The sequence below is a fragment of the Janthinobacterium sp. GW821-FHT03C08 genome (assembly GCF_059420905.1).
In genome coordinates, this window is the sequence record NZ_JBWKUP010000011.1 from 51,302 (window position 1) to 64,996 (window position 13,695).

The 13,695-nt window shown below is 63.2% G+C and carries 7 protein-coding genes; 4 read left to right on the forward strand and 3 right to left on the reverse strand.

Annotation, left to right across the window (positions count from 1 at the left end; translation table 11 throughout):
- Window positions 1–49: 49 nt before the first annotated feature.
- A complete protein-coding gene (metH, locus tag AC07VL_RS17005) occupies window positions 50–3,844 on the reverse strand; it encodes a methionine synthase (protein WP_494806882.1) in 3,795 nt (1,264 codons plus the stop codon).
- A 707-nt stretch (window positions 3,845–4,551) separates the two neighbouring features.
- Here metH and AC07VL_RS17010 point away from each other — a divergent pair.
- Entirely contained in the window at window positions 4,552–6,999 is a 2,448-nt protein-coding gene (locus AC07VL_RS17010) for an IPT/TIG domain-containing protein (RefSeq protein WP_494806883.1), read from the forward strand.
- A gap of 72 nt (window positions 7,000–7,071) precedes the next feature.
- Here AC07VL_RS17010 and fmt read toward each other — a convergent pair whose 3' ends face one another.
- Complete coding sequence (gene fmt, locus AC07VL_RS17015) at window positions 7,072–8,028, reverse strand: methionyl-tRNA formyltransferase (protein WP_494806884.1); 957 nt, start codon at window positions 8,026–8,028, stop codon at window positions 7,072–7,074.
- A gap of 96 nt (window positions 8,029–8,124) precedes the next feature.
- Window positions 8,125–8,667 (reverse strand): peptide deformylase, encoded by a 543-nt coding sequence (def, locus tag AC07VL_RS17020; RefSeq protein WP_290608196.1) that lies wholly within the window; start codon window positions 8,665–8,667, stop codon window positions 8,125–8,127.
- 320 nt (window positions 8,668–8,987) lie between these two features.
- Between def and dprA the strand changes: the two genes are divergently transcribed.
- From dprA to AC07VL_RS17035, 3 genes are all read left to right on the forward strand, one after another.
- On the forward strand, window positions 8,988–10,094 hold the full coding sequence (gene dprA, locus AC07VL_RS17025; RefSeq protein ID WP_494806885.1) for a DNA-processing protein DprA: 1,107 nt from the start codon (window positions 8,988–8,990) through the stop codon (window positions 10,092–10,094).
- Between the two features lie 94 nt (window positions 10,095–10,188).
- Entirely contained in the window at window positions 10,189–10,653 is a 465-nt protein-coding gene (locus AC07VL_RS17030) for a Smg family protein (protein WP_290608193.1), read from the forward strand.
- Between the two features lie 353 nt (window positions 10,654–11,006).
- Complete coding sequence (locus AC07VL_RS17035; RefSeq protein ID WP_494806886.1) at window positions 11,007–13,676, forward strand: DNA topoisomerase III; 2,670 nt, start codon at window positions 11,007–11,009, stop codon at window positions 13,674–13,676.
- Window positions 13,677–13,695: the final 19 nt, after the last annotated feature.

Sequence of the window (13,695 nt, forward strand, 5' to 3'; positions counted from 1 at the left end):
CGTTAGTGCGCTTCGGCGCGCGATAAGTTCCGCGCGCCTTGTGCTTATATTATGACAGATTGGGCGCCAGCCAGCGTTCCACGTCCTCGACCTTGGCGCCACGGCGCTTGGCCATGTCTTCCACCTGGTCCATGCCGATCTTGCCGACGACGAAGTATTTCGACTCCGGGTGGGCAAAGTAGAAGCCGGAGACGGCCGCGCCGGGGAACATGGCATACGATTCCGTCAGCTGCATGCCGATTTCCTCGGCCTGCATGACCTCGAACATTTCCTTCTTGACCGTGTGCTCGGGGCAGGCCGGGTAGCCGGGCGCGGGGCGGATGCCGACGTATTTCTCGGCGATCATATCGTCGTTGCTCAAGTGCTCGTCCGGCACGTAGCCCCACAAGTCCTTGCGCACGCGCTCGTGCAGGTATTCCGCAAACGCTTCGGCCAGGCGGTCGGCCAGGGACTTGAGCATGATGGACGAGTAATCGTCGTGCGCATCCTCGAAGCGCTTCTCGTACTTCTCGATGCCCAGGCCGGACGTCACGGCGAACATGCCGATGTAATCCTTCACGCCCGATGCCTTCGGCGCAATGAAGTCGGCCAGGCACTGGTTCGGCCGCTGCACGCCATCGACCACGGGTTTGACGCCTTGCTGGCGCATGCCGTAATACGTGAACGCCACGCTACTGCGCGTATCGTCGGTGTACACCTCGATATCGTCGTCATTGACGCTATTGGCCGGCAGCAGGGACACGACACCGTTGGCCGTCAGCCAGCGCCCGTCGATGAGTTTTTTCAGCAAGGCCTGGCCTTCCGCGTACACCTTGGTGGCCGCGTCGCCCACCACTTCATCCGTCAGGATGGCGGGGAAGGGGCCGGCCAGGTCCCAGGTCTGGAAGAACGGGCCCCAGTCGATATAGTTGGCCAGGGTGGCCAGGTCGACGTTTTTAAAGACGCGGCGGCCGATGAACTTCGGTTTCACGGGCGTGCAGGCGCCGTCGAAGGGCACGACCATCTTGTTGGCGCGGGCCTGGGCCAGCGGCAGGATGGGCAGGGCCTTCTTGTTGGCGTGCTGCTCGCGGATGCGCGCGTAGTCGAGTTCGATGTCTTCCACGTATTTGTCGCGCTGTTCCGGCGTCAGCAAGGATTGCGCTACGGACACGGAACGCGAAGCGTCCGGCACGTAGATCACGGGGCCGTCGTAGTTGTGGGCGATTTTCACGGCCGTGTGGGCGCGGCTGGTGGTGGCGCCGCCGATCAGCAGGGGAATCTTCATCATGCGGAAGTGTTCGTCGCGCTGCATTTCCTTGGCGACATACGCCATTTCTTCCAGCGACGGCGTGATCAGGCCGGAAAGACCGATGATGTCCGCGTTTTCCACCTTGGCGCGCGCGAGGATTTCCGAGCACGGCACCATCACGCCCATGTTGACCACTTCGAAGTTGTTGCATTGCAAGACTACCGTGACGATATTCTTGCCGATGTCATGCACGTCGCCTTTCACGGTCGCCATGATGATCTTGCCCTTCGGCTTGGCGACGATGCCCGTGCGCTGTTCTTCCAGCAGTTTTTCTTCCTCGATGAACGGGATCAGGTGGGCCACGGCCTGCTTCATGACGCGCGCCGATTTCACCACTTGCGGCAGGAACATTTTACCTTGGCCAAACAGGTCGCCGACCACGTCCATGCCGGCCATCAAGGGGCCCTCGATCACGTGGATGGGGCGGCCGCCATTGTGCAGCAGTTCCTGGCGCGCTTCTTCCGTGTCTTCCACGATGAATTGCGTGATGCCGTGTACCAGCGCGTGCGACAGGCGCTCCTGTACCGTCCCTTCGCGCCAGGCCAGGGTTTGCGCCTCGGCCTTGCCGCCCGCCTTCAGGGTGCCGGCAAATTCGATCATGCGCTCCGTCGAGTCTTCGCGGCGGTTCAGCACCACGTCTTCCACGCGTTCGCGCAATTCCGGGTCCAGGTTGTCGTACACGCCCACCATGCCGGCGTTGACGATGCCCATGGTCATGCCGGCCTTGATGGCGTGGTACAGGAAGACGGTATGGATGGCTTCGCGGGCCGGATCGTTGCCGCGGAAACTGAAGGATACGTTCGACACGCCACCCGAGATCTTCGCATACGGCAAGTTTTCCTTAATCCAGCGCGTGGCGTTGATGAAGTCGACGGCGTAGTTGTTGTGCTCTTCGATGCCGGTGGCGACGGCAAAGATGTTCGGGTCGAAAATGATGTCTTCCGGCGGGAAGTCCAGGGCATCGATCAATAAATGGTATGCGCGGGCGCAAATCTCGATCTTGCGCTCGAAGGTATCGGCTTGCCCCTTTTCATCGAAAGCCATGACGATGACGGCCGCGCCGTAGCGGCGGCACAGTTTCGCCTGGCGCAGGAATTCTTCCTCGCCTTCCTTCATGGAAATGGAATTGACGATGGCCTTGCCCTGCACGCATTTCAGGCCCGCTTCGATGACGGACCATTTCGACGAGTCGACCATGATGGGCACGCGCGAGATATCGGGTTCGGAGGCGATCAGGTTCAAAAAGCGCGTCATGGCCGCCTGCGAATCGAGCATGGCCTCGTCCATGTTGATGTCGATCACCTGCGCGCCGTTTTCCACCTGCTGGCGCGCCACGGACAGGGCTTCGTCGTATTGCTCGTTGAGAATCATGCGCGCAAACGCCTTCGAGCCCGTGACGTTGGTGCGCTCGCCCACGTTGACGAACAGCGATTCGTCGTTGACGACGAACGGTTCCAGGCCCGCCAGGCGCAAGTCGTGCGACGGGGCCGGCACCGTGCGCGGGGTGTTTTTCGACAGCAACGCGCCGATGGCGGCGATGTGCTCGGGCGTGGTGCCGCAGCAGCCGCCCGCCATGTTCAAAAAGCCCGCGTCGGCGAATTCGCGCAGCAGGGCGGACGTGTCAGCCGGCAACTCGTCGAAGCCCGTGTCGCTCATGGGGTTGGGCAAGCCCGCGTTGGGGTAGATGCAGACAAACGTGTCGGCGATCTTCGCCAGCTCTTCCGCGTACGGGCGCATCAGGGCCGCGCCCAGGGCGCAGTTCAGGCCGATCGTCAGCGGTTTCGCGTGGCGCACGGAATGCCAGAAGGCGGGCACGGTCTGGCCCGACAGGATGCGGCCCGAGGCGTCCGTGACGGTGCCCGAAATCATCAGCGGCAGGCGCGCGACGCCGGGGTTTTGTTCGTAGAACAGGTCGATGGCGAACAGGGCCGCCTTGCAGTTCAAGGTATCGAAGATGGTTTCCACCAGCAACACGTCGGCGCCGCCCTCCACCAGGCCCTGCGTCTGCTGCAGGTAGGCCGCCACCAGCTGGTCGAAGGTGACGTTGCGCGCGGCCGGATCGTTGACGTCGGGCGAGATCGATGCCGTCTTCGGCGTGGGACCCAGGGCGCCAGCGACGAAGCGCGGCTTGTCCGGCGTGGAATATTTATCGCAGGCGGCGCGCGCCAGCTTGGCGGCCTGCACGTTCATTTCATAGGCCAGGTGGGCCATGTGGTAATCGTCTTGCGCGATCGTCGTGGCGCCGAAGGTATTCGTTTCGATCAGGTCGGCGCCGGCGGCCAGGTAGCGCTCGTGGATTTCCTGGATGATGTGCGGCTGCGTCAGGGTCAGCAGCTCATTGTTGCCCTTGACGAACAGTTCGCGCGCGCCGCTGTCGGCCGGCGCGGCGAAATCGATGAAGCGGCCCGTGGGACCGCCCCGGTAGGCTTCCTCGTCGAGCTTGTATTGCTGGATGATCGTGCCCATGGCGCCGTCGAGGATCATGATCCGCTGCGCCAGGATGGCGCGCAAGGTGGCTTCGGTCGGGGACATGGCGGGGATCACGGTATCGTTCATTTCATGCTTTCAATAGGCAAACGGGCGGCGGCGCGGCGGCAAGACATTGCGAGGCGGTTGCGGGCCAGCAGGATCAGCTGACGGAGAGTGCCGGCCGGGTAGGGCAGGCAGAAGGTGGCAATCGCCTGATTTCACCGGGGTCTAAAATTATACGGCATCAGGCTGCTTTGGTTTTGGGCAAAAGCGGCCGTTCGCCACGCAGCGGCCGTTCCTGCAACACCGGCAGCCATCCTTCGCCGCCATCACGGCGGTATTCCCCCGCTTTTCCCGCTGATTCCAAAAATTACATTCTCGAAAATCTTACTGAAAACGTTAATTCTTCCAGCAAAGTTGGCGAGAAGGCATGTCCTCTAGCTTGTGGATATATTTCCACAGTATTTGATCCGGCCGCAATTTTTTTTCATGAATCGAATGGCAATAAGCATATCTGGAAACAATCTTGATTTGAAACAATGCAGAGGGAGACGAATAATGCTCACAATAAAAATTGCCAGGTAGATATTTTAATTATTATCAAAACCAATTGAATCAAAAGCATTAATAGTTGTCTTTCGGAATTGAAGTCACGGATAATATTGGTTCCTCGAAATTAAATTCTCACCAAAAGTCACCAATATGTCACATTTCCCGCGTGTCTCATCCGGCCTGGCGCTGTTCGAACATGGTTGCCGGCCATGAAAAACCATTTGCTTGTTGCATTGTTTCTCATGCTGGGTCTGTCCGCCTGTGGTGGTGGCGGCAGTAGTGGCGGCGACACGGTGGTGGCAACCACGTCGGGCAGTCCCGTCGTGATTCCCGCCGTCACGGCCGTTGCGGCAAGCAACGTCGCCGTGGGCGGCAGCGTCGTGATCACGGGGACGAACCTGAGCCGCGTCACGGCTTTCCAGGTGGGCGGCGTGACCGTGGCCACGAGTGCCGTCAGCGAGACGAGCGCTACCTTGATCATGCCGGGCGTGCCCGTGTCAGGCGCCTTGAGCCTTGTCAGTGCCAGCGGCACGGCGGCCAGCAGCTACAGCGTGAACGTGTATGTGCCGCTGAGCATCAGCAGCGTCGCACCGGCCACGGGCGGCGTCGGTTCCAGCGTCACCATCGCGGGCAGCGGCATGGGCGCCGTCACGGCGGTGCAATTCGGCAGCGGCGCCTCGGCCGTCCCGCAGAGCCAGGGCGCGGGCAGCGTGACCGTCCTCGTGCCGGCGGGTGCCGCGACGGGGCCGCTGACGGTGCGCGGTCCCTACAATGACGTCGCCAGCGGCGACACGTACACCGTGCTGGCCAGCGTGACGGTGACGTCGATCAGCACGGCCATCAGCGGCCAGGCGATGTCGGTGACGGTGCAGGGCACGAACCTCGACCAGGTCAGCGCCGCCTCCGTGGGCGGAACGCCGGCGACCATCGTCAGCGCCAGCAGCAGCCAGCTGGTCCTGTCCGCGCCGGCGTCGGCGACGGGCAATGTGATGCTGTCGGCCGCGTCGCGCATCGCCGTGAATGCGGGCACGGTGTCGGCGTTTACCCTGGGCAGTATTGATTTTGCGCAAGTGCTGAACCTGAACGCCAGCGATACGGCCCTGCGCCTGACGCGCGGCAAGGCGGCCGCCGTGCGCGTGTCCGTGCTGGGCACCCAGGCAGGACGGAGCAGCCCCATCGTGACCTTGAGCGCCACCTCTGCCACTGGCGGCAACCTGGGCAGCGTCGCCATGAGCGGCCCCGCCATCTTGCCAACGGAAAAAAGCGATTACAGTTTCAGCGGCAACTTCAGCGGCGTCTTGCCGGCGGCCTGGATCTTGCCCGGCGTGCGCGTGCGCGTCACGGCCGTAGGCAACGATGGCACGCAGGTGAGCCAGGAAGCGGCGCCTGCCGTGGCCAGCGCGGCCAAGATCCGCCTCGTGCTTGTGCCGCTCAGCACGGACGATGGCGTGGCCCAGCTGCCGGACGCCGAAGTGATCCGTGCCGCCCTGATCCGCGTGTATCCGTATGCGGCGGAAAATATCAGCATCACCACGCGCGCGCCGCTCAGCGTGCCGGGCAGCAGTACGGCCGACAGCTGGTGGAGCAACACCTTGCCGCTGGTGGAGGATGCGCGCATCCGCGAAGACAGCGGCGCCTATTATTATGGCTTCGTGCCGAAAATGTCCGTCGGCCGTTCCGCCGGCCTAGCGTACATCAACCAGCGCACCAGCGGCAAGGACTTCACCTCGGCCATCGGCCTCGATGTCCGCTACGGCAGCACGGCGTCGGTCGATCCCTTCGGCAATGGCTGGCCTGAATGGCTGACGACGCTCGTGCATGAGCTGGGCCACAACCACTCGTTGCAGCACGTCGCCTGCGGCGGCCCGGCCGATCCGGCCACCGATTATCCGTATGCGAATGGCAATCTGGGGCCGCAGCCCCTGTATAACAGCAGCTATGACGGCAGCATCGGCCAACTGAGCAAGGCCGCCTATGGCGCGGGCACGCCGATGAAGGACGTGATGAGCTATTGCAGCGGCGCCTGGTTCTCCGACTACAGCTATGCCCGGGTGCAGCAATTCCTGGAAAAACGCAGCGCGCAAGGCACGGGCGGCAATGTGCTGGCCGCCAGCGTGTCCGCTGCCGAGCATGGCTACCTGACCATTTCCGGGCGCATCACGCCTGCCGGCGTGGGGCTGCGTCCCGCCGTTGCCTCGTCGGTGCGCATCGGCGATGCTGCCAGCGGCAGCGGACACGCTTATACCTTGCGCGTGGTGACGGCGGCGGGACAGACTATCGACTTGCCCTTCGATGCCGTCACCCTGGCCGACCACGGCGGCAGCGCCATGAGCCATTTCCGCGTCAGCTTTGCCAACCCGGGCGACATCAGCGACGTGCAAGTCTTGGCAAAAGGCAAGGCATTAGCCAAGCTGGAGCGCCCTGCGCGCCGCAGCCAGGCGGCGGCCAACGATGCCAGCTTTGATGCCACGCAAACGGGCGGCAAGCTGGCCCTGGCCTGGAATGCCCAGGCGGAACCGTACGCCGCCGTGCTGCACGTGGCCGCCGATGGCCGCAAGACGGTGGTCGCCAGCGGCTTGACGGGCGGCAACGCCAGCGTCGACGTGAGCGCCTTGCCGGCCGGCGGCCGTTTCGAGGTCAGCCTGTCGTCCACCCTGGGCGCGCGCCTGATGAAGGTCTCGCGCCGCTAGGCGACGCAGCCGGATGCAAAAAGGGCTTGCCGCGGCAAGCCCTTTTTTATAGGCACCGGCATGCGTGCCGCATCAAACGAAACGCTTGCCTTCCAGCGGGAAACCCTTGATGAAGTCCAGCGCGGGCAGGCGCTTGCCGCCCGGTTTTTGCAGTTCCGTCAGGCGCAGGGAACCGTTGCCGCAGGCCACGATGATGCCGTGCTGGGCGTCTGCCGCCAGCACCTGGCCGGGCGCTTCCTTGCTGTCCGCTTCGAGCACGTCGGCGGCCCAGATCTTGATGGTGACGCCATCGACCTGGCCGCAGGCGCCGGGAAACGGGTTGAAGGCGCGGATTTTCAGGCCCAGTTCCAGCGCCGGTTGGCTGAAATCGAGCGCCGCCTCGTCCTTGGCGATTTTCGCCGCATAGGTGACGCCCGCTTCCGGCTGCGGCACCGCTTCCAGCGGTTGCTGCTGCATCTTGCGCAGGGTTTCGACGATCATCTTGCCGCCCAGGCTGGCCAGCTTGTCGTGCAGGGTGGCGGTGGAATCGCCCGCCTCGATGGGCAGGCGTTCGACGGCCAGCATGGGGCCTGTGTCCAGGCCTTCTTCCATCTGCATGATGGTCACGCCCGTCTCGTCGTCGCCGGCCTCGATGGCGCGGTGGATGGGCGCCGCGCCGCGCCAGCGCGGCAGCAGGGAAGCGTGGATATTGATGCAAGGCTTGATGTCGAGCGTGCTGCGCGGCAAGATCAAGCCATAGGCGGCCACCACCATCACGTCGTAGTCCGTGGCCAGCAGGCGCGCGTGGGCCGCCTGCGCCTCGGCGGCGCGCTGCGGGTCCTTGCTGTCCATGCGCAGCGACAGCGGCTGCAGCACCTCGATGCCGTGCGCCTGCGCGTACTGCTTGACGGCCGAGGCGTGCAGCTGCATGCCGCGTCCGGCAGGACGGTCGGGCTGGGTCAGCACCAGCGGGATCTCGAATCCCGCCTCGTGCAAGTCCTTCAGGGCCGTGGCGGCGAACTCAGGCGTGCCTGCGAAGATCACTTTCATATTATTCCTTGACGTGAGGTGCGCAGGCCCGCGCCGGAGGCGCCAGGCTGGCGTGGTGTTACGACTACTGTTGTTGCTTAGTCTATCAGCAGTGGCTTAGAAACGGCGGTTCTGCGCGCGCAGGCTCGCTTCGCGCTCGAGGCCGCGGATTTCCTTGATCATCTTGGTCTTGATGCGGTTGCGCTTGAGCGGCGACAGGTATTCGACGAATACCTTGCCCAGCAGATGATCCATCTCATGCTGGATGCAGACGGCCAGCAAGCCATCGGCTTCCAGTTCGAACTGCTTGCCATGGCGGTCCAGGGCGCGCACCTTGATGCGGGCCGGGCGCTCGACGCCGTCGTAGACGCCGGGCACGGACAAACAGCCTTCGTCGTAGACCTGCTTTTCTTCGCTGGCCCAGGTGATTTCCGGATTGATGAACACTTGCAGCTGGTTTTTTTCTTCGGTGATGTCGATCACCATCATCTGGATATGCTCATCGACTTGCGATGCAGCAAGACCGACGCCGGGGGCGTCGTACATGGTTTCGGCCATGTCGTCGATCAGGGTTTGCAGGCGCTCGTCGAAAGCGGTGACGGGCTTGGCGACGGTGTGCAGGCGTGGATCGGGGTAACGCAGGATATTTAAGATGGACATACGGATTCGACTGGTTAAGGTGGGCGCCGGTGCGCCGGATTATTCATGCCTGGGCCATGCGCAAGGCGGCATGGCGGTATGGGCTGTCTGTTATCGAGTTGAGTGCGCTACGGTTGGCTGCGTGTGGCGCAACGGCGCGGCAGATGCGCTTGCCAGTGCGTCGGTTAGTCTGCTGCAAAGGGAAATTTTATCACAGACGCCCGTGGCCCTGTGGATGGCGGGCCGTTTTCCCCGCCATCGGCGCCATCCTTGCGCGCGTCGGCATCGCCTGTTTGCCATGGCGCTAGCATGGGAGTGGCACAACATGGACGGAGGTTGTCATGCACGCAATTGCAACGGAGGCGGAGACGGCCGGCGAACTGGCCGGCTGGCTGCGCCTGCAGTATCTGCCCGGCGTGGGGCCGGTGGCGGCGCGCGCCTTGCTGGCCCGCTTCGGCCTGCCGCCGCAGATCTTCGCCGCCTCCTTCGCGGCCTTGCGCGAGGTGGTGCCGGCCGGCGTGGCGCGCGCCATCGCGCAGCCGCCCAAGCCACTGGCCAACAGCCAGCTGGAACTGACCCTGCAGTGGCTGCAGCGGCCCGGCAACGCCGTGCTGACGCTGGCGGACCCCGCCTATCCGCCCCTGCTGCTGGAAATTGCCGATCCGCCCCTGCTGCTGTACGTGCGGGGACGCGCGGAGCTGCTGTCGCGGCCCGGCGTGGCCATCATCGGCAGCCGTAATGCCAGCGCGCAAGGCATGCAGAACGCGGCGGCGTTCGCGCAAGCCCTTGGCGCGGCAGGGCTGACCATCATTTCCGGGCTGGCGCTGGGCATCGACACGCACGCGCACGAGGGCGGCCTGCGCAGCGAGGCTTCCACGGTGGCCGTGATCGGCACGGGCGCGGATCTCGTGTATCCGCGGCGTAATCTTGATCTGGCGCAAAGAATTGCCGAACAAGGCTGCATCGTCAGCGAGTACGCGCTGGGCTTGCCCGCCATGCCGGGCAACTTTCCACGCCGCAATCGCCTGATCAGCGGCCTGGCGCGCGGCGTGCTGGTGATCGAGGCGGCCGCGCAATCGGGCTCCCTGATCACGGCGCGCCTGGCCGGCGAGCAGGGGCGCGACGTGTATGCCTTGCCCGGCTCCATCCATGCGACTCTGGCCAAGGGCTGCCATGCGCTCATCAAGCAGGGCGCCAAGCTGGTCGAGTCGGCCGATGACGTGCTGCAGGAACTGCAGTGGCTGGGCGGCGTTCCCGGCGCGCCGCCGGCGCGGCCGGAGGGCGACACGCCGCTGCTGGCGGCGTTGGGCCACGATCCCCTCGATGCCGATACCCTGGCCGCGCGCAGCGGCCTGGACATGGGCGCGCTGATGGGCGAATTGCTGGCGCTGGAGCTGGCGGGGCGCGTGGAACGCTTGCCGGGAGGACTGTTTCAACGCTGCAAATGACAGCTTGTCACTTGTGTGGCGGCCACGCCGCACGCTTGCCCTTTGTCGGCGCGCACCCTTGTGCCCCAGCGAACTTAGCTGCTAGAGTAGAGCCATGTTCGATATCCTGGTGTACCTCTACGAGACTTATTATCGCCCCGATGCCTGCCCCGAGCCGGCAGCCCTGGCGCGCAAACTGTCGGCCGTCGGTTTCGACGACGTGGAAATTTCCGAGGCGCTCGTGTGGCTGACGGACCTGAACGCCATGGCTGGCGTCGAGCAGACGTTGACGGCCAGTTCCACGGGCACGCGTTTCTACGTGAAGCAGGAAAGCGACGTGCTGGGCACGGCCGCCATCGGCTTCATCCAGTTCCTCGAAAGCGCCAAGGTGCTCTCGCCGCTGCAGCGCGAAATCGTCATTGAACGGGCGCTGGCGCTCGACGAAGCGCCCGTTTCGCTGGGCAAGCTGAAAGTCATCGTGCTGATGCTGCTGTGGAGCCAGGGCAAGGAGCCCGATGCCCTGATGTTCGACGACCTGTTCGTCGACGACGAAGACCTGCCGCCCCGCCTGCTACACTAATAAACTGTGCCGGGCAGCGTTGCGGCGCCTTGCCCTGAACAGGTTCATGCTGCCCTGTACCGCCCGCTGCATGAGGGTTTGCCTGTCCCAGGCGCCGCTGCCGCGCCATCCCCTTTAATATGTCCGTGGCCGGCATGCCGTGCGCCGCCCCGTGCAGTTGAGCATTGTGTTTGCGCCTGAGCAGTCTTGCTTGCAGATAACTTGCCGAATTCTCCAATAGACGCTTATCATTGGCCGCTTGACAAGACCACAAGTCACAAGGCCTTGCGCAGACAAAAGCGTCGGCGCCTGGCAATGCACTGTATGATGCGCATGCTGAAACTATCCTAGAGCATTTTTCGAGACTAAAAAATATGACAAAAACCCTCATCATCGCCGAGAAGCCTTCTGTCGCGAACGATATCGCGAAGACGCTTGGCGGCTTTACCAAGCACGATGAGTACTTTGAATCGGATGAATACGTCCTGTCCTCGGCGGTCGGCCACTTGCTGGAGATCGCCGTGCCGGAAGAATTCGACGTGAAGCGCGGCAAATGGAGTTTCGCGCACTTGCCGATGATTCCACCGTATTTCGCGCTGAACCCGATCGCCAAGACGGAAGCGCGCCTCAAAGTATTAAACAAGCTGATCAAACGTAAAGACGTTACCACCCTCATCAACGCATGCGACGCGGGGCGAGAAGGCGAGCTGATTTTCCGCCTGATCGCGCAAAACGCCAAGGCCAAGCAGCCGGTCAAGCGCCTGTGGCTGCAGTCGATGACGCCGGGCGCCATCCGCGACGGTTTCGCCCACCTGCGCAGCGACGAAGAAATGCTGCCGCTGGCCGACGCGGCCCGCTGCCGCTCGGAAGCCGATTGGTTGATCGGCATCAATGGCACGCGCGCCATGACGGCGTTTAATTCGAAGGAAGGCGGCTTTTACCTGACCACCGTGGGCCGCGTGCAGACGCCGACGCTTTCCATCGTCGTCGAACGCGAAGATAAAATTAAAAAATTCGTGCCGCGCGACTTCTGGGAAGTGCGCGCCGAATTCGTCTGCGCGGCCGGCATCTATGAAGGCCGCTGGCTCGACACGAAGTTCAAGAAGGACGAGAACGATCCCGAGAAGCGCGCCGAGCGCCTGTGGAGCAAGACGGCTGCCGACTCGATCGCCACCGCCTGCCGCGGCCGCCAAGGCACCGTCACGGAAGAGTCGAAACCGACCACCTCGATGGCGCCGGGCCTGTTCGACCTGACCAGCCTGCAGCGCGAAGCGAACTCGCGTTTCGGCTTCTCGGCCAAGAACACCCTGGGCCTGGCCCAGGCCCTGTACGAAAAGCACAAGGTCTTGACGTATCCGCGTACCGATTCGCGCCACTTGCCGGAAGACTACATGCCGACCGTGCTGCAGGCGCTGGAAACGGTGAAGGACAACAGCAACTACCACCAGTTCGCCAAGCAGATCATCGACAAGGGCTGGGTCAAGCCGAACAAGCGCATCTTCGACAACACGAAGATCTCGGATCACTTCGCCATCATCCCGACGACGATTGCGCCGAAGAACCTGTCCGAGCCGGAACAGAAGCTGTACGACCTCGTCACGCGCCGCTTCATGGCCGTGTTCTTCCCGCCTGCGGAATTCCAGGTCACCACGCGCTACACGGAAGTGTCCGGCCATCAGTTCAAGACTGAAGGCAAGGTCATGACCAATCCGGGCTGGCTGGCCATCTACGGCAAGGAAGCCTCGACGGACGCGGACAAGGAAAGCAATGGCAACGGCAACCTGGTGCCCGTCGCCAAGGGCGAAACAGTGCACACGGAAAGCGTCAGCGCCAACGGCCTGGTGACGAAGCCGCCAGCGCGCTTCACGGAAGCGACCTTGCTGTCGGCCATGGAAGGCGCCGGCAAGCTGATCGACGACGACGAGCTGCGCGATGCGATGGCCGGCAAGGGTCTTGGCACGCCGGCCACCCGCGCGGCCACCATCGAGGGCTTGCTGACGGAACGCTACCTGATCCGCGAAGGCCGCGAACTGATCCCGACGGCCAAGGCGTCGCAGCTGATGACCTTGTTGAAAGGCCTGGGCGTCAACGAATTGACGGCGCCGGAGTTGACGGGCGAGTGGGAATACAAGCTGTCGCAGATGGAAAAAGGCAAGATTTCGCGCGAAGAATTCATGCGCGAAATCGCGCAGATGACGCAAATCATCGTCAAGCGCGCCAAGGAATACGATAACGACACCATTCCCGGCGACTACGCGACCCTGGAAACGCCATGCCCGAACTGCGGCGGCGTGGTGAAGGAAAACTACCGCCGTTTCGCCTGCACCAAGTGCGAATTCTCCATGAGCAAGACGCCCGGTTCGCGCCAGTTCGAGATCGCCGAAGTGGAACAATTGCTGAAGGACCGCACCATCGGCCCGCTGCAAGGCTTCCGCTCGAAGATGGGCCGTCCGTTCGCCGCCATCCTGCGCATCGTGCGCGATGAAGAAATCAAGAATTTCAAGCTGGAATTCGATTTCGGCCAGAACGACGAGAGCGAAGATGGCGAAGGCATCGATTTCACGGGCCAGACGCCTGTGGGACCGTGCCCCAAGTGCAATGCCGGCGTGTACGAAATGGGCCTGGCCTATGTGTGCGAACACAGCGTGGCCAAGCCGAAGACGTGCGACTTCCGCAGCGGCCGCATCATCTTGCAGCAGGAAATCTTGCCGGAACAAATGGCAAAACTGCTCAACGATGGCAAGACCGACTTGCTGCCGGGCTTTGTTTCCCAGCGCACGCGCCGTCCGTTCAAGGCTTTCCTCGTACGGGGCAAGGATGGCAAGGTGAGCTTCGAATTTGAAGAGCGCAAGGCCAAGCCTGGCGCGAAGACCAAGGTAGCCGCTGCCGAGGTCGAAGGCGAAGAAGGCGCGGCGCCAGCGAAGAAAACGGCCGTCAAGAAAGCGGCAGCCGTCAAAAAGGCGCCGGCCAAGAAAGCCACGGCCGTGAAAAAGCCGGCCGCCAAGAAGGCGCCGGCGAAGAAGGCAGCGGCAGCGGCGGAGTAATCCGCGGCGGCATCTGCCG

Coding starts and splice junctions, on each gene's coding strand:
- AC07VL_RS17035 (WP_494806886.1), top strand. CDS start 11,007: ATGACAAAAACCCTCATCATCGCCGAGAAGCCTTCTGTCGCGAACGAT.
- metH (WP_494806882.1), bottom strand. CDS start 3,844: ATGAACGATACCGTGATCCCCGCCATGTCCCCGACCGAAGCCACCTTG.
- def (WP_290608196.1), bottom strand. CDS start 8,667: ATGTCCATCTTAAATATCCTGCGTTACCCCGATCCACGCCTGCACACC.
- dprA (WP_494806885.1), top strand. CDS start 8,988: ATGCACGCAATTGCAACGGAGGCGGAGACGGCCGGCGAACTGGCCGGC.
- fmt (WP_494806884.1), bottom strand. CDS start 8,028: ATGAAAGTGATCTTCGCAGGCACGCCTGAGTTCGCCGCCACGGCCCTG.
- AC07VL_RS17030 (WP_290608193.1), top strand. CDS start 10,189: ATGTTCGATATCCTGGTGTACCTCTACGAGACTTATTATCGCCCCGAT.
- AC07VL_RS17010 (WP_494806883.1), top strand. CDS start 4,552: ATGCTGGGTCTGTCCGCCTGTGGTGGTGGCGGCAGTAGTGGCGGCGAC.